This is a genomic window from Bacteroides sp. L008, assembly GCF_040812255.1.
Classification (GTDB): Bacteria; Bacteroidota; Bacteroidia; order Bacteroidales; family Bacteroidaceae; genus Bacteroides; species Bacteroides vicugnae.
Map to the genome: position 1 here is coordinate 3,991,717 of NZ_JBFNXO010000001.1, position 16,740 is coordinate 4,008,456.

The 16,740-nt window shown below is 42.9% G+C and carries 12 protein-coding genes; 9 read left to right on the forward strand and 3 right to left on the reverse strand.

Translation table 11 applies throughout. From position 1 onward, the window contains the following. Window positions 1-25: 25 nt before the first annotated feature. Window positions 26-988, reverse strand: a complete 963-nt coding sequence (locus AB3G73_RS15775) for a glycoside hydrolase family 18 protein (RefSeq protein WP_367745219.1) — start codon at window positions 986-988, stop codon at window positions 26-28. 215 nt (window positions 989-1,203) lie between these two features. On the opposite strand from AB3G73_RS15775, the gene AB3G73_RS15780 reads away from it, so the two are divergent. From AB3G73_RS15780 to AB3G73_RS15815, 8 genes are all read left to right on the forward strand, one after another. Continuing rightward, complete coding sequence (locus AB3G73_RS15780) at window positions 1,204-1,773, forward strand: RNA polymerase sigma-70 factor (protein ID WP_148366846.1); 570 nt, start codon at window positions 1,204-1,206, stop codon at window positions 1,771-1,773. Between the two features lie 79 nt (window positions 1,774-1,852). Then, entirely contained in the window at window positions 1,853-2,749 is an 897-nt protein-coding gene (locus tag AB3G73_RS15785) for a FecR family protein (protein ID WP_148366847.1), read from the forward strand. Window positions 2,750-2,910: 161 nt separating this feature from the next. Continuing rightward, window positions 2,911-6,243, forward strand: a complete 3,333-nt coding sequence (locus AB3G73_RS15790) for a SusC/RagA family TonB-linked outer membrane protein (protein WP_148366848.1) — start codon at window positions 2,911-2,913, stop codon at window positions 6,241-6,243. Between the two features lie 12 nt (window positions 6,244-6,255). Next, a complete protein-coding gene (locus tag AB3G73_RS15795) occupies window positions 6,256-7,809 on the forward strand; it encodes a SusD/RagB family nutrient-binding outer membrane lipoprotein (RefSeq protein WP_148366849.1) in 1,554 nt (517 codons plus the stop codon). Window positions 7,810-7,837: 28 nt separating this feature from the next. Next, window positions 7,838-8,770 (forward strand): glycoside hydrolase family 18, encoded by a 933-nt coding sequence (locus AB3G73_RS15800; RefSeq protein WP_148366850.1) that lies wholly within the window; start codon window positions 7,838-7,840, stop codon window positions 8,768-8,770. 6 nt (window positions 8,771-8,776) lie between these two features. Next, window positions 8,777-9,922, forward strand: a complete 1,146-nt coding sequence (locus AB3G73_RS15805) for a DUF1735 and LamG domain-containing protein (RefSeq protein WP_148366851.1) — start codon at window positions 8,777-8,779, stop codon at window positions 9,920-9,922. Between the two features lie 158 nt (window positions 9,923-10,080). Then, complete coding sequence (locus AB3G73_RS15810; protein WP_148366852.1) at window positions 10,081-11,574, forward strand: sulfatase-like hydrolase/transferase; 1,494 nt, start codon at window positions 10,081-10,083, stop codon at window positions 11,572-11,574. Beyond that, window positions 11,567-11,716, forward strand: a complete 150-nt coding sequence (locus AB3G73_RS15815; protein ID WP_167511870.1) for a hypothetical protein — start codon at window positions 11,567-11,569, stop codon at window positions 11,714-11,716. The genes AB3G73_RS15810 and AB3G73_RS15815 overlap by 8 nt, the downstream gene beginning before the upstream one ends. On the opposite strand, the gene AB3G73_RS15820 is transcribed toward AB3G73_RS15815, so the two are convergent. Both AB3G73_RS15820 and AB3G73_RS15825 read right to left on the reverse strand, forming a co-directional pair. Further along, the gene (locus AB3G73_RS15820; RefSeq protein ID WP_259021740.1) at window positions 11,691-14,072 is read right to left on the reverse strand and encodes a glycoside hydrolase family 20 protein; all 2,382 of its coding nucleotides are present in this window, start codon (window positions 14,070-14,072) and stop codon (window positions 11,691-11,693) included. The genes AB3G73_RS15815 and AB3G73_RS15820 overlap by 26 nt on opposite strands. 30 nt (window positions 14,073-14,102) lie before the next feature. Further along, window positions 14,103-15,521, reverse strand: a complete 1,419-nt coding sequence (locus AB3G73_RS15825; protein ID WP_148366854.1) for a sulfatase — start codon at window positions 15,519-15,521, stop codon at window positions 14,103-14,105. A gap of 155 nt (window positions 15,522-15,676) precedes the next feature. Between AB3G73_RS15825 and AB3G73_RS15830 the strand changes: the two genes are divergently transcribed. Continuing rightward, window positions 15,677-16,546 carry an AraC family transcriptional regulator gene (locus AB3G73_RS15830; RefSeq protein ID WP_195648774.1) on the forward strand — a complete coding sequence of 290 codons (870 nt, stop codon included), beginning with the start codon at window positions 15,677-15,679 and terminating at the stop codon, window positions 16,544-16,546. Window positions 16,547-16,740 lie beyond the last annotated feature (194 nt).

A 16,740-nucleotide genomic window follows, 5' to 3' on the forward strand; every position in this document is an offset into this window, starting at 1 on the left:
GAAATTCAGCGACCTGTAGGGGAGGTCATTTCCTTAATTCTTCAACCATCACTTTGAGCAATGATTTAGAATCATCCAGCGGCAAATCCGTGGCCAAATCCCAACTCATCATGCCTTTTAGTCCTTGCTCCATCGCATAACGGGTCTTAGTACGGATATTGTCCTGTCCGTCAAACACATATTTCTCTCCCTTATATATTACTTCATTTTGTGCAGGCTCAGTAATCAATCCCTCTTGTACAAAACTGAAATAAGCCTCTGTCTTCTTTGAATTATCCTTTGTCACACCATAGAAAGGAACTCCCGCTACCAGTTTCTCTTTGGGAATACCATACTTCAATACCATCTGAATATCCGAATCATATTTCTCTACCGGAAAACGAACCGGCGAAGGACCGTAGCATTGAAGTGAAATAAAATCAACTGTATCAATAGCTTTCCTGCTAATTTTATAGCAAACAGGATGCAGAGAAACACTGAAAATATACTTATCGCCCAACACCTCCCTCATCTTCACGATAGCCAGACTATAATCTTCATACTCTTTCTCATTCTCCGCCCATTCAAAGTCAAGGTCAATGCCATCCAATTTATTCTTTTCCAGCACTTTCTTTATGTTTCTTGCAAATGCCGTACGAGCAGTCTCATCAGCCACCATTGCCTTCCATTCACCACTGGAAGCTCCTAAACGTATTTTCGCTTTTGTTCCTTTTACTTTTGCACGAACCGATTTAATCAATCCTTCCCAAGTTGTCACCCCCTTTCCCTGAAATGCACGTGGGTTCTCGAATGAAAGCGATCCATCTTTATCAGGATGAACATTCAAGAAAATAAGGTCGTCACTCGCCCGCAGACTTTCAGTAGAAATACGTCCGCGATTGTAGAAATTACCCCGCACATAAGAACTCACCATATAGTTTTGTTGTGCAAATAACGATAACCCTACAAACAAAAAAAAGAAGAATACAATTTTTCTTAGCATTAGCATAATGATTGATAATTAATGAATTTAGATCACAAAAATACGCATGACAAATAGAAATAGATGTTCAATAATTACTATAATACTTCCAAAAATCAACATAAAGTTTTCTCAATAACAGAGAAAAAACAAACACCACTCATAAAAACGTTAGGAAAAACAAAATAAAGTCTGTTTCTTTGTACGCCAAACCACAATCTTTTACCAGAAGAGAAAAATCTATGAGTAATAAACAACGTATAAGCAATGAACAAGAGATACTGAAATTAGTATCTGAAGGGGATTCGAAAGCTTTTCGTACGTTATATATGCATTATTACGACCGCCTTTTCAATTTCGCGATGCTGTTTCTTCATTCGGAAGCTGCGTGCGAGGACGTTATAGGAGACGTATTTTTTGTTTTGTGGAAAGACAGAAGCATGCTTACGGCTATCCCTAATTTTCACCCTTACATTTATCAAGCAGTACGCAACGGATGCCTCAATGTACTGAAAAGTGGATATATCTCCAAAAGGGATGATCTCCCTGAGACCGAACTGCAAATAAACATCACTACCCAGAATCCTCTGGACGAATTATCCTACAAAGAATTGCATCAAGCAGTAAAACAGGCAATCTCCTCATTGCCCGAACGTTGCCGTGTCATCTTTCAAATGGCGAAAGAAGATGAAATGAATCATCGCGAAATAGCAGAGGCTTTAAACGTGAAACTTTGTACCGTAGAACGCCAGCTTTTACTCGCCAAAGCTAAAATAAAGGAATCAATAAAACCGTTTCTAGAAAAATTTTAAAAAAAAGTTCTTTTTCCTTTTAGTAGTTTTACCACTTGAGTTTTCTATATAGTATAAAGCTTTAGAAAACAAGAAAAAAATGCGCATTGAAAAAGAAAAAACAAATGAAATGGATGAGTTGATTGCCGGTATCAAACTGCGATCTCCGGGACCAAGTAAAGAACACTCAGCAGAAAAGTCTTTCTCCCGGCTGATGACACGAATCCAAACTGACAGCAACTCTATTGACATTTTCCGCCGCCGTAACAAGCAGTACCGAATATGGCTCGCAGCAGCTACGGTGGCTTTGTTAATTGCAATGAGCGGGTGGTTGTACATGATGTTGGATACAGATCCTTCGTTCATCATAAAGACCAACAACAGTGGGATCGTACAGAAAGTGCCATTGCCCGATGGAACCATGATTCAGTTGAACAATCATTCCAAGCTGATTTATCCGGAGCATTTTTCGGGCGATTCAAGAGAAATCTTTCTGGAAGGGGAAGCCTACTTTGATGTAAAGCATGATAAGAAACATCCATTCATTGTACGTGCCGGTGAATTAAAGATCAGAGTGTTGGGAACAAAGTTCACTGTAAATGCCAGTTCGCAGTCTCCGCAGATTACAGCGACCTTACTGGAAGGCTCTATTGAAGTAAGCAATGAAAAGAAACAGATGTTAATGAAACCCAGTCAGCAACTGAAGTACGATGTTAACAGCGGAAATATGCTGCTCACAGAATTAAACAATGCCATCCGTGAGATACGTTGGACCCAGAATGTATGGGTATTGTCAGATACTCCTTTGCTCGACATCTGCCAACGCCTGGAACAACTGTTTAATGTGAAATTTATCATCATGAATGATGAGCTGATAGGAAAATCCTTTACTGGAGAGTTTTATACCAATGAGCCGCTTGAGTCTATTTTAAAAATAATGCAGATAAGCACCCCGTTCAAGTATGAACGAAAAGGAAAAAATATAATACTAAAATAGCCCATATTGTAAAACTTAAAAAACGAATAGCCTATGACATAGTACTGTAAAAAACACAGAAAAAGCGAGAAAATAGTACCAATATTTTCCCGCTTCTGAGACTTTGCAAAAATCATGACGATGCCCATCGTCACAATCCTTAATTTCTAATTTATAAAAGTATGACAAACTTAAGAAAGTACCAAATTTCTTATCAAAAATATTGCCACACTTCCACACAAGAGCTCAAAAAAGACCTCTTTTTGGCAATATTACTTTTAATGATTCCCTATTTTGCTCTCGCACAGACCGTGAAACGGGATGTCAAGCTAGACTTTACGAATACCTCCATTGCCAAAGTAATCGAAAGTATTGAGAAACAAAGTGGATATTCTTTCTTTTACAACAGTGACATCAACACTAATCAGAAGACGTCAATAAAGATGACATCGAATGATATTAATCAAATCGTAACCTCTTTACTGAAAAACACTTCCATAGATTATCGGATTACAGACAAACGGATTGTTTTGTTTATCAAAAAATCAGGAACGGAACAACAGAAATCCTATGCCGTTTCGGGTGTAATAAATGATTCCTCCGGTCCTGTTATCGGAGCTTCCATCTCCACTAAAAACGGACAGGGAACCATTACTTCTATTGACGGTGATTTCCGTTTGGAAAATATACACGTCGGTGATGTGCTGACTGTTTCTTATATCGGTTATCAGACACAGAACATTGTTTTCAACGGTCAGACGAGACTGAACATCGTCCTGTCGGAAGAAGCAACTGAACTGGAGCAGGTGGTTGTAACCGCTTTGGGTATCAAACGTTCGGAGAAAGCGTTGAGCTACAATGTGCAACAGTTAAGCTCTGACGATATCACTACTGTAAAGGATGCGAATTTTATGAACTCGCTGAATGGTAAGGTTGCAGGTGTGACAATCAATTCTTCGGCATCCGGTGCGGGTTCTGCAGCGCGTGTGGTAATGCGTGGCGTGAAGTCAATTACCAAATCTAATAATGCCCTTTACGTTATCGACGGTATTCCGATGTTCAACGTTGTGAACGAAGGGACCGATACGGGTATCACAGCCGACCAGCCTGGTAGTGACGCCGTTGCGGATATCAACCCGGAAGATATTGAGTCCATCAACATGCTGACAGGTCCCGCTGCAGCGGCACTTTATGGTAATGCTGCTGCTTCCGGTGTAGTACTTATCAACACCAAGAAAGGAACAAAAGATAAAACGAATATCAGTGTATCGAGCAGTACTACTTTCTCTACTCCCACCATGTTACCCAAAATGCAAAGTAAATATGGAAATAAAGATGGAGTATTCGCCAGCTGGGGTGACCTTGTGAACAGCAACTATGACCCTGAAAAGTTTTTCCGCACAGGTGTAAATACCATTAATTCGGTATCGCTCTCTACTGGTACGTCAAAAAACCAGACGTATGTTTCCGTCTCGGCAACTAACTCAAACGGTATTCTGCCCAACAACAAATACGAACGTTATAATGTATCAGGACGCAATACCGCTAGTTTCCTGAACGACAAACTGGTTCTGGACTTCGGTGCCAACCTGATTTTCCAGAATGACAGAAATATGACCGCACAGGGACGTTATTTCAACCCGCTTACCGCTTTATACCTGTTCCCACGCGGAGAAAACTTCGATGCAATCCGTATGTACGAACGCTACAACGAAGGTTTGGGCATTTATGAACAATACTGGCCGTACGAAACTCAAAGTATGGAACTGCAAAATCCTTACTGGACCATGAACCGCATTGTCCGTGAGAATAAAAAGAAACGTTTCATGACCAATGCATCGTTGAAATGGAACATCATCGACGGAATTGACATTACCGGTCGTCTGAAATATGACAAAACAGATATGCGTTCCACCGATAAGCGCTACGCTTCTACTATCGAGCAGTTTGCCAGCGATTATGGTGGTTACTATGACAACCGCAAAGAGTACAGCAGTTTCTACGGTGACATCATGCTGAACATTGCCAAATCATTCAACGAAAACATGTGGTCCGTAAATGCCAATATCGGAGCTTCTATCAACGACCAAAGAGAAGAGCAGATAGGTCATGGCGGTAACCTGGAAGGTATTTATAACTTCTTTGCCGTACACAACATTGACACATCTGCCAAATACAGAAGAATCCAATCGGGATATATCCAGCAGTCGCAAGGTGTTTTCATCAATGCGGAAGTCGGCTACAAGAGTATGTTTTACTTAACCGCTACCGGACGTAACGACTGGGAATCACAACTTGCCTTTTCCGAAGCATCTTCTTTCTTCTATCCATCCGTAGGTTTGTCCGGTGTCATTTCCAGCATGGCCAGACTACCCGAATGGATTTCATTCCTGAAAGTGCGCGGTTCATATACAGAAGTAGGTACTTCTTTCGAGCGTTTCATCACACGTCCGACATACGAATTCAATATAGCTTCCGGTAAATGGTCTTCCACATCCATTTACCCGATGCGTAACCTGAAACCGGAAAAGACCCGTTCATGGGAATTCGGTCTGAACTCAAAATGGTTGGACAACCGTCTTTCTTTCGATTTGACTTATTATAAGTCGAACACGATCAACCAGACTTTCACCGCCGACCTATCTATCTCGTCCGGATACTCCAAAGCGTATATCCAAAGTGGTAATGTCCGCAATGAAGGTATAGAAATGGCATTAGGATATAGCGACAAGTGGAACGGTTTTGCATGGGACAGCCACCTGACTCTCTCTTGGAACAAGAATAAAATTATCAAGCTGACCGAAGGTTCCATTAACCCGATGACCGGAGAGCCAATTACCAAAGATAATTACGATATGGGACAATTAGGCAATCTCGATGCACGTGTAAAATTATACAAAGGCGGTTCTATCGGTGACGTATATGCTACTCACCGTATCAAGAGAGACGGTAATGGTAACGTCTTTGTTTCACAGGAAGGAAAGATTGAAATCGAATCGGTAGACGAATTCAAACTAGGTTCGATCCTGCCGAAGACAAACATGGGATGGAGCAACAACTTCTCTTACAAAGGTGTCAATCTGGGTATGACGCTTACTGCTCGTTTCGGTGGTATTGCCTTGTCCGGTACACAAAGTGTGCTTGACCAGTACGGAGTTTCACAAGTAACTGCCAACTACCGTGATACTGGTGGCGTGCCTATCAATCATGGATATGTAGATACGGAAAAATACTTTGACACTGTGAAAGGATACGCTGCATATTATACATACAGCGCCACCAATGTGCGTCTGGCGGAATTGAGCCTGAGCTACACTTTGCCTAAAGAATGGTTCCGTGACAAACTAAGAATGACCGTCGGATTAGTAGGTAAGAATCTCTGGATGATTTATTGCAAGGCACCTTTCGACCCAGAAGCAACCGCATCAACACAGTCGAACTACTATCAAAGTTATGACTACTTTATGCAGCCCACTACACGTAATCTCGGATTTAGCGTAAAACTCAATTTCTAAACAAAAAGAATTATGAAAAAAGTAACCCAAATAATATGTTCGGTACTATTGACAGTACTCATGTGTAATTGTACGGGAAAATTTGAGGAATTCAACACCAATCAGTATCAGCCACCTACATTGAACTCCCGTCTGCTGTTTGCACAACTTATCACGTGTATGTCTTCTACCGAAGAGAACCCCGCCCAACGTAACATCACTTTCTGGGCAGGTCCGTTCGGTGGCATGCTGACTCCTTCCAGCAGTTGGAGCCGGTCGCAACATTTCTATACTTATAATGTAGACGACAACTGGAATAAATGGTCGGTTGACTGGTATTTCAAAAATTTCTACCCCAACTATTTCTCCATCGAGCGTTTCAGCGAAGCCTCGGGACACTATTATGCATTAGCTAAAATCATGCGGGTATATATCATGCAGATTATAGCTACCATGCAAGGTCCGCTTCCTTACACAAAAGTTGAAAGCGGACAATACTCCGTAGGATACGATAATGAAGAGACTGCATGGAAAGCAATGATGGACGATTTGGATTACAGCATCGGCGTACTCACCGCATTGATGAATACCGACCCGTCCTTTAACGAGTTGACCACAGAAGACCGTATCTATCAGGGAGATTATAAGAAATGGATTAAATTCGCCAATTCCCTGAAACTACGTATCGCTATCCGCATCAGTAATGCAGTACCCGAATATGCACAGGAAAAAGCAGAAGAAGCCGTATCGCATCCATACGGAGTGATGGACAGTAACGACTGCGACGCCTACGACAACATCACTGCAACGAACTATAAGAATGGTCTTGCCAGTGTGAACTCTTGGGGGGAGGTTCGTGCCAATGCCTGCATCGTCTCCTTTATGAACGGATATCAGGATCCTCGTTGCGAAGCCTACTTTACTAAATCATCCGCATCCGGAGATTATGATTATATCGGCGTGCGCTCCGGCATACAAGGTATTACCACCAGTATGTTCTCAACCTATTCTACCGTCAAAGTAGAAACGAAAACTCCCATGTTGATATTCAACGCAGCAGAAGTAGCTTTCCTACGGGCTGAAGGCGCACTGAAAAAGTGGAACATGGGCGGAACGGCAGAAGAATTCTACAAAGAAGGTATCCGCCTGTCATTCAACGAGCACGGAATATCAGGTGCCGATGCATACATTGCCAACAATACGAACGTACCGGCTGATTACATATGTCCGTTGAACGCTGCCTACAACTACACAAACCCATGCAAATTAACGGTAGCTTGGGATAAGACAGGTGCTAATGCAGACGAAGATAACCTGCAACGCATCCTGACACAAAAGATGATTGCCAACTTCCCGATTGGAAACGAAACTTGGGCTGACTTCCGTCGCACCGGATATCCGGCTGTATTCCCCGCACATGACAACCTTTCCACACAAGGTGTCACTAAAGAACGCCAGCAACGCCGTCTGCGTTTCTCGGAAGATGAATACAACAGTAATGGAGCCAACGTTACAGAGGCTTGTACTTTCTTGTCGAACGGACAGGATACGGATGCTACTGATTTATGGTGGGCAAAGAAGGATTAACCGGATAAATTACCAAAGAATAAACAATATGAAAAATATATTCAACCTATTATTTGTGATGCTCATAGCTATGAATTTCCATAGCTGCGATGACTGGACTGAAATGGAAACCAAGAATTTCGAACCTGAACCGCTGTCTGAAGAATATTATGCAGCACTCAGGGAATATAAAAAAAGTGATCACCCCCTCACATTCGGATGGTTCGGAAGCTGGTCACCGCAAGGGGCAGCCTCGTTATACTACAGTCTGAAAAGTATTCCGGACAGTGTAGATATCGTTTCTATCTGGGGATCATACGGCAGTCTGACGCAATTCCAGAAAGACGACCTGAAATATGTTCAGGAAGTGTTGGGAACACGTGTTACATTCACCCTATTCTCACACAACATGGCCAATCTTCCCGGTAACTTCGAGAACGTAGCGGAAAATATTCCGAAAGCTGCACAAGCGATAGCCGACAGTATACACAAATACGGCTATGACGGAATTGATTTCGACCACGAATGTACCAGCAAAGACTTGCTGTACAAAGAAGAAAACATGACTACCCTGTTAAGGGAAATGCGTCAAAGATTAGGTCCGGACAAGTTGATTATTGTAGACGGCTTTGTAGATCTCATCTCGGAAGAGGGTTGGAAATATGCCAATTATGCAGTATCGCAAGCATACGGAGCAACTTCCGCCACAAGATTAAAACAACGGTTCGACTGGATAAAAGAATATATAGGTCCCGAACGTTACATCGTAACGGAAAACTTTGAAAGTTGGGCCGCAACCGGTGGAGTTACTTTCCGTGACCCGGAACGAGGAGAAATGCCTTCCTTGCTCGGAATGGCTTACTGGAACCCTGTTGAAGGACGCAAAGGGGGACTGGGTACATTCCACATGGAATACGAATTCTCCAACAATTACAAATACTTGCGCCAAGCTATCCAAATAATGAACCCAGCTAAAAAATAATATATTATGAGAAAGAATAAAGCATATACATTATTTGCCGGATTATTGACTTTGTTAGCCTTAACCGGTTGTAAGGAAGAATATGACCCGATAGGAAACCGCATTTACATCAATGAAGCTGCTTTCAAGAATGTAAAGAGCGTGCCTGTCAATGTAGGTGAAAAGACAGTAACAGATTTTACGGTCCGCATCGCCGACATCATGTCTAAAGACGTCAACGCCACATTGGTGGTGGATGAAACCATACTGAACGAGTACAATGAAAAGACGCTGGCCAACTATTCATTATTGCCGGCGGACAAACATTCATTCAACAAAGAAGTGACCATCGCAAGCGGCAAGACAATGGCTCAACCGACTGTTGTGACCATTAGCCCTTATGACGCGGCAGAAGGCGTAAAATATGCATTGCCCATCAGAGTGATAGGCGACGGCAGTGTCCCCGAAGAAAAACTGGGTTCCAAATATCTTTTGTTACTCGACAAGCCGTGGACTCAGTATACACCTTATATGAGTACTCTAGGTGGCTTCAAGTCGGAAAATGTAAACACTATTTCGGTAGAAAACTTCACAATCGAATTCTGGCTGTGGATGGACGGCTTCAATTACAACAACCAGTGTGTTATCGACTGTTCTGCCTTCTACATTCGTTTGGGTAATGCCAACAACCAGATTACCAAAGACCAGATGCAGATTAATATCTTCGGAACGCAAGCCGAAAATAACAAAGGGTTCTTCAACAAGTTCTCCTTCCAGAAACGGACCTGGACACATGTCGCTCTTGTCTACGACCAAGTGAAATGTTATTTCTATGCCAACGGAGAAAAAGTACAAGACGTTGAAGCAAGCGGCATACCTGTTCCTATCACATCCATTGCATTCTTCAACACCAATACGATAAATGAGCACATGATGGGACAGGCACGACTCTGGAACAAAGCTCTCACGCAGTCTGAAATCCAAAACAACATGGCAGGTCCAGTCACTGTAAACTCCAATCTTGTCGGTTACTGGAAAATGGATGAAGGTCCGGTCGAGGAAGGTAAAGACGAAATTCTGTATGACAGTTCAGGAAACAATAACCATGCAACGTTAGTATCCGGAAGTGTCAAGGAATGGAAAGCCGACCAATGCTTTACAAAGACAAACTAACTTTTGTTGAAAAATAAATAGCGCAAATTACATTCATTATCTTTAGACGTGAATTAAGTGACCTTACGAATTTCTTCCCGGTTCGTTCTACAAACTTAATTCACGTCTAAAACATAATAAACCTTTTAAAGGTAACTTTAAATACAGCCATTGTCAACATGAAACAAATCATCCAACATTCATTAAATATCTGCTATCTCCCATTCATTTTTACGCCATTAGTCACCGGATGTCAGCCGAACACAGAAAATACTCCGAAGCATCCCAACCTCTTATTCATTTTAACAGATGATTTACAAGCTTCTTCTATTCATGCTCTAGGTAATAATGACGTGTGCACTCCTGCAATCGACAGCCTCATCGCCGCAGGTATCACCTTTACAAATACTTATACGAATGGTGCGTTGTGTGGAGCATTATCCATGCCAAGCCGCGCCATGTTGATGACCGGACGCGGAATCTATGATATTCAGGCGGACGGGATGAAAATTCCCGAAACACACACCACTTTCCCGCAACAATTCAAACGGAATGGTTACCGCACCTTTGCCACAGGAAAATGGCATTCGGACAAGGCCTCCTTCAACCGCTCATTTCAGGAAGGAGACAACATCTATTTCGGTGGTATGCATCCGTATGAACTGAACGGGCATTGTTCACCTCATCTGAACCATTACGACTCGACAGGTGTATATGGAAAAGAGACTGAATTTACAGGAAAAGAATTCTCATCAAAAATGTATGCCGACGCAGCTATCCGTTTTTTGCAAAGGCGTAAAGATGAAAAGCAGCCTTTCCTTGCTTATGTCGCATTTACTTCACCTCACGACCCGCGCAACCAACTCCCTGCTTACGGTCAGAAATACGCTCCGGACACTCTTAACCTGCCGGCCAATTTTCTCCCCCGCCACCCATTTGATAATGGAGAGATGAACGTGCGTGACGAATTACTGGTACCTGTCCCACGGACAGGCGGGCAGATACAAAAAGAACTCTCCGATTATTACGGGATGATTAGCGAAGTGGATGTACAGATAGGACGTATTATGCAGGCATTGCAAGAAACGGGACAGGCGGACAACACGATTGTCGTCTTTGCCTCCGACAACGGTCTGGCAATGGGACGTCACGGATTACTGGGAAAGCAGAACCTTTACGACCACAGCGTGAAAGTACCGCTCACCCTTATCGCTCCCGCCTACAAAGTACAGAAAGGGAGAAAGAGTAACGCCCTGTGCTATCTGCACGACATTGCCCCGACACTTTGTGAACTGGCAAACATTGCCTTACCGGAAAGTATGACGGCACAATCTCTCTGTCATGTGTTGGAAGACTCTACCGCCACACACCGCAGCGATTTATTTCTCGCCTACTCCAACCTGCAACGGGGATTCGTCAGCGGAAAATACAAATACCTTATTTACAATGTAGGCGGAACAATTACCGAACAATTATTCGACCTGCAGAAAGATCCATCGGAACAACATAATCTATTACCCGGACAGGAAAAAACAGCGCACGACCTGAAAGAACAATTAGCCTTCCGTATGGAAGAAGAAAAAGATTTCTGCAACTTATCCGACTCCCACTGGTGGCAAGACGGGCACAAACTGACATTTGAGGAAATGCAACACTTATATATCTATGAATAAAACGATACTTACCGGTCTGTCGGCAGACTATGCCTGTAATAGCAACATCCGCCGACTGACAACTACTCTGCAAGCCAATGGCTACAGTACGGGACTTGCCGGAAGAAGTAGTAGTACTAATAGATTCTTATTTCATCAATAAATAGAAAAGGGGGTTCGTTTTCACCGGAATGTCCTTTAGGCAAGCTTTTAAAAGGCTCCGCCACAATCTTTACATAACGCGCAGACGTTGCATCAAAAGAAAGCCGGTTCAGATCACTCTGTTTTTCTCCCATAGCGTCTGTCGGCGCATCGTATATTTGGCGGGATACTGCAGCATACTTCTCTCCATCCGTAGATACGAATACGGAAATAGACTGTGGCCCCATAATCCAGGCACTTAAATCAGTCAAGGCAGAGACTTCCACCGAAGAAATAGATTGCAAAGACTCCAAATCTATCACTACGCTCAGATCAGAAGAGTGGTTCCCTACCCACAAACCTGTATTATGAAAGTTTATGCTTCGGATTCCATCTACCAGTACTCTCCCATTTTCCCCCTGATAACGTTCGGAAGGGGCATTTAATAACCGGACAGGTCTGAATGTGGCTTTATTCACAAAGATTTCCTGACGCAATTCATCACTGGAAAGTCCGTCAGATAAATAGGAAACAGCCCTCAAGACACAACTCTTATCTATCCGGAAGGCAGATTTATATAAGGAAGAAGTAGATTTAATTGGTTGACTGCCATCCAACGTGTAGTAAATTTCCGTATTGGGCAAACTTTCCAACGAAATCTGCAAGTTCCTTTCTTCAGGAACGGACTGATAGGCTGCGGAAATAGTAAAGAAGTGATTCGCATGTCCATATCCCAACCGGTTATAACAATTCAGAAGACCGGGCAAACGGTGCAAGAAATGATCGTAAGTGCCACGCCTCCCTTCACACCATGCAGCTTCTGCAAAAGCAGCCAGACGCGGAAGGAGCATATAATCCAATAATGAGTCATTGTCGATAAATGAAGTCCACAAACATGCTTCCGCCCCTAGCACTCTTTCCTTTTCGGTCGTTGAAAGTTGCAGGGAGAAAAAAGGAGTCTCAAATACTTTCTTCATCTCCACCAGTCCGCCGGTTGCACGAGGTTCCTGTTCCGAGTTTATTGTCTGATAATGATTCAAATACAAATGAGAATCCGCAGATACAATCACAGAGTGACCTTTGCGGAGCGCAGCCGTGGCACGTCCTAGCCCACGCCAGGACATAATAGTAACCTCCCTGCTCAAACTATCGGAAAGCACTTCATCCCAGCCAATCATCCGCTTTCCCAATCCATGCAGATAACCAGCTATTTCTTCATTAAAAGCACTTTGCAAAAACTCCTCTGCCGTATGCCGACCAGCATCTTTCAAACCATGTTTCGTGATTGCCTTCTGGCAAGCGTCACATTGCTGCCAACGGTCTTTAGGCACTTCGTCCCCTCCGATATGAATAAACACCCCCGGAAATAACCCGGCAACTTCTTTCAAAACGTCCTTTACAAAAGGCAGGGTAAAATCATTTCCCAGGCACATCACATCTTTATGAACTCCACCAACTTCCGTAGCCACTTCATAATTCTTCTCCATACAACCTAATTCCGGATATGCCGCCAAAGCAGCCTGTGTATGACCGGGCATATCTATTTCCGGAATAATCGTTATAAATCTTTCGGCTGCATAAGCCACTACTTCTTTTATATCTTCATGGGTATAATAACCACCATATTTGTCCGCTCCTCTCCATGCACCGACTTTAGTCAGATTCGGGTATTTTTCTATTTCTATCCTCCATCCCTGGTCGTCCGTCAGATGCCAGTGAAAATGATTCAAACGATGAAAAGCCAATAAGTCGATATAACGTTTCACCTGCGCAACGGAAAAGAAATGACGGCTCACATCAAGCATGGCCCCTCTATATGACATGGAAGGATAATCTTCCAACGCCACAGGAGGAAAACTTAACTCCTTCCCCGATACGATTACTTCTCCTATTCTTTTTTCCTGTTCCGCCGGTCTTTCCCACCCAAGAAGTAATAACTGCCGCAACATCTGAACAGCATAAAACGCTCCCGCCAAGTCTGCCGCCTCGATAATCATATAATCTTCCGTAACTTCTAACTTAAACCCTTCTTTCGGCAGTTGGAAATTCCTTTCAAAAATAATTTCATTACTACGCTGCAGCTTTGAGAACTTTCCAATAGTCAACGGATATCCGGTACTTTCCGAGAGATAAGCAGCCAGTAAATCCGCAACAGATTTCCATTCAGGATAGTTCCCCGAATAAATCACCTTCGTCTGCTCATTCACGACGAATGGTCTCCCATCTTTTTCTACTATCGACACTGGTTCGGGAATCAAGTTCCGATAAGAAACCGATGCCACAGAATCCACCGTAAACAAAGAGAAGCCTACAAAAATGAATAGAAATAATGATATAGGTGGAAATAATGCACTCCGGCAGATATTGACTTTAACCATATATATTCTGAATCTATTAGGTTATCTTATCTACTTGGCAGCCTTATCCGACTTACCGGCTTCCCTTCGTGCTTTTCCCTGACGCCCGGTCAGATCATCTCCCAGTTCATCACGCCACACATCGGCCTCTCTCATCAAATCTTTCACAATTTCCGGGTACTGCGTAATCACATTCACACGTTCACCCATATCCCGTCTCAAATCATAAAGTTCGCACTCCTTCACTTCACCCTTTCCCAACGCTCCGGGAAGTCCGTCATTACCAGGCACCTGGCTGTCATAAGACACATATTTGTGAGGAAAAACCAGCTTATAACTTCCATCAGTAATAGCCTCCAGCGAATTCTTATGATAATAAAAACAAAGATATTTGCGGGCAGCAATCGTAGGATCAACCGTCAATGCTGGCAACATACTAATTCCATCTATTTTTTGTTTCGGTTTTTCAGCTCCCGCTATCTCAACCAAAGTAGGCAGAATATCGATATTGGAATATAAACTGTTGCACACTGTAGCCGGTTGAATCTTCCCTTTCCAATAGAAGAAACAAGGAACACGGGTACCTCCATTAAATGTATTCGCCTTTGCTTCCCGAAGTCCGCCGGACGACCCTGCATGATTGCCATAATTCGCCCACGGCCCATTATCCGAAGTGAGAATCACTATCGTATTGTCCTCTATCCCCTCCTCACGAATGGTTCGGAGAATCTCCCCCACACTCCAATCTATCTCCATCATCACATCACCATACAACCCCTGCTTGCTTTTTCCTTTAAACTTATCAGATACAGCCAAAGGTACATGAGGCATCGAATGGGCCAGATACAAAAAGAACGGCTTACTCCTTGCATTGCGATGAATAAAGTCGACTGCATAATTGGTATAGTCGGTAGTCAGCCTTGTTTGATCCGTATTATAACCGATAATATCATTCCCCTTAATTAAAGGCAGATCCGGGAACTTGTACTGGGGATGATGAGGCCACATATCATTCGAATAAGGCAGCCCATAATATTCATCGAAACCATGCTGAAGCGGAAGAAACTTTTTCTCATCTCCCAGATGCCACTTCCCGAAAATAGCCGTTGCATATCCTTTGTCGCGCAATAATTCCGCAACCGTTTCTTCCTCCGCACTGATCCCATAAGGAGAACCGGGATTCAGAGCGTAAGCAAATCCGATACGATTCGGATAGCATCCTGTCATTAACCCCGCCCTCGAAGCACCACTAATAGGCTGAACCGCATAAAAATTGTTCATTGCCATCCCATTGGCAGCCATCCAGTCAATATGTGGAGTCTGATAACCAACTGCTCCACGACAAGAGAAATCTCCGTTTCCGGCATCGTCCAGGTTGATAAGTATGATATTGGCCGGTTTCTGTGCGATAGCTTCGGCAGACAAAACAGCCATGCCCGCCATTCCTATTAATACCTTTTTGTTCTTCATAATATAGTTCATAATTTTAGTTATAAATTCATTCCACTATAATAAAGACAATCGTACAAAGCTTTCTACTAAAACATAAATGAAAGAAAGAATGTCATTTTCCGCAAAAAAATTATATCTTTGTTCCCCGTAAATAACAATTCACGAATAACTTCATGCCAGGAGATTCATTTTGCATACAATATACCAACTGTACAGGATGTCCCAAAGCTGTTGAGAATATCCTTATATACAGAAACTTACCCAAAGGGGAACATATCCCCAAGGATAAGTGTACGCAGAATTGTATGCTTTTCATGATAAAGGGTGAGTTACTTATCAATAGTGAGGAGTATCCCGGAAATACACTGCGTGAAAGACAGTTTATCCTGCAAGCTATTGGTTCCAAGGTCGAAATACTAGCATTGACAGATGTTGAATACGTTGTCTACTGGTTCAACGAGCTGCCTCTGCTCTGCGAAGACCGGTACAAGGAAATGATGGAACACACAGAGGTCCCGGTGACCTACACCCCACTGATTATGAGTGAAAGGTTATACCACCTTGTCACCAGCATGCCCGAATTCCTCAACGAAGAAACTCCTTGCGGCAAGTATATCGACTTAAAATGTAAGGAACTTGTTTTCTTGATCACCAATTTCTATCCTCTGCCCCAGCTAAGTTCATTCTTCTATCCCATCAGCACTTATACGGAAAGTTTCCACTATTTCGTCATGCAGAATTACAGTAATGTAAAGAATGTGGAAGAATTTGCGCATCTGGGAGGATACACGACCACTACCTTCCGCCGCCTTTTCAAAAACTTGTATGGCATGCCCGTATATGAATGGATACTGGAAAAGAAACGGGAAGGAATACTGGAAGACCTGCAACACACCAAAATGCGAATCACTGAAATCTGCAACAAATACGGATTCGACTCCCTGTCTCACTTCGCCCACTTCTGCAAAGACTCTTTCGGCGATACCCCACGCGCTTTACGCAAGAAAGCAGCCAGTGGTGAGAAAATCGGAAAGATACAATAAATAGTCCCATAATACTAATATGCCAATCAGTTGCGCCATGCGTGCATACTGGCTGGCATATGGACACATTAGCACATTGATTCATTATTAAAGAATTATTTCTTTAATTCCTTGCTCAATCAATCTATTTCCCCTATTTTTGCAGTCCGTAAGAGGTGTAAAACGTCGAAATTTTAGTTCTAACAATTAAATAA

Bases quoted from the DNA above. Each gene is read 5' to 3' on its own strand.
- AB3G73_RS15810 (WP_148366852.1), top strand. From the start codon at position 10,081: ATGAAACAAATCATCCAACATTCATTAAATATCTGCTATCTCCCATTC.
- AB3G73_RS15820 (WP_259021740.1), bottom strand. From the start codon at position 14,072: ATGGTTAAAGTCAATATCTGCCGGAGTGCATTATTTCCACCTATATCA.
- AB3G73_RS15795 (WP_148366849.1), top strand. From the start codon at position 6,256: ATGAAAAAAGTAACCCAAATAATATGTTCGGTACTATTGACAGTACTC.
- AB3G73_RS15785 (WP_148366847.1), top strand. From the start codon at position 1,853: ATGCGCATTGAAAAAGAAAAAACAAATGAAATGGATGAGTTGATTGCC.
- AB3G73_RS15775 (WP_367745219.1), bottom strand. From the start codon at position 988: ATGCTAATGCTAAGAAAAATTGTATTCTTCTTTTTTTTGTTTGTAGGG.
- AB3G73_RS15815 (WP_167511870.1), top strand. From the start codon at position 11,567: ATGAATAAAACGATACTTACCGGTCTGTCGGCAGACTATGCCTGTAAT.
- AB3G73_RS15780 (WP_148366846.1), top strand. From the start codon at position 1,204: ATGAGTAATAAACAACGTATAAGCAATGAACAAGAGATACTGAAATTA.
- AB3G73_RS15800 (WP_148366850.1), top strand. From the start codon at position 7,838: ATGAAAAATATATTCAACCTATTATTTGTGATGCTCATAGCTATGAAT.
- AB3G73_RS15825 (WP_148366854.1), bottom strand. From the start codon at position 15,521: ATGAAGAACAAAAAGGTATTAATAGGAATGGCGGGCATGGCTGTTTTG.
- AB3G73_RS15805 (WP_148366851.1), top strand. From the start codon at position 8,777: ATGAGAAAGAATAAAGCATATACATTATTTGCCGGATTATTGACTTTG.
- AB3G73_RS15790 (WP_148366848.1), top strand. From the start codon at position 2,911: ATGACAAACTTAAGAAAGTACCAAATTTCTTATCAAAAATATTGCCAC.
- AB3G73_RS15830 (WP_195648774.1), top strand. From the start codon at position 15,677: ATGCCAGGAGATTCATTTTGCATACAATATACCAACTGTACAGGATGT.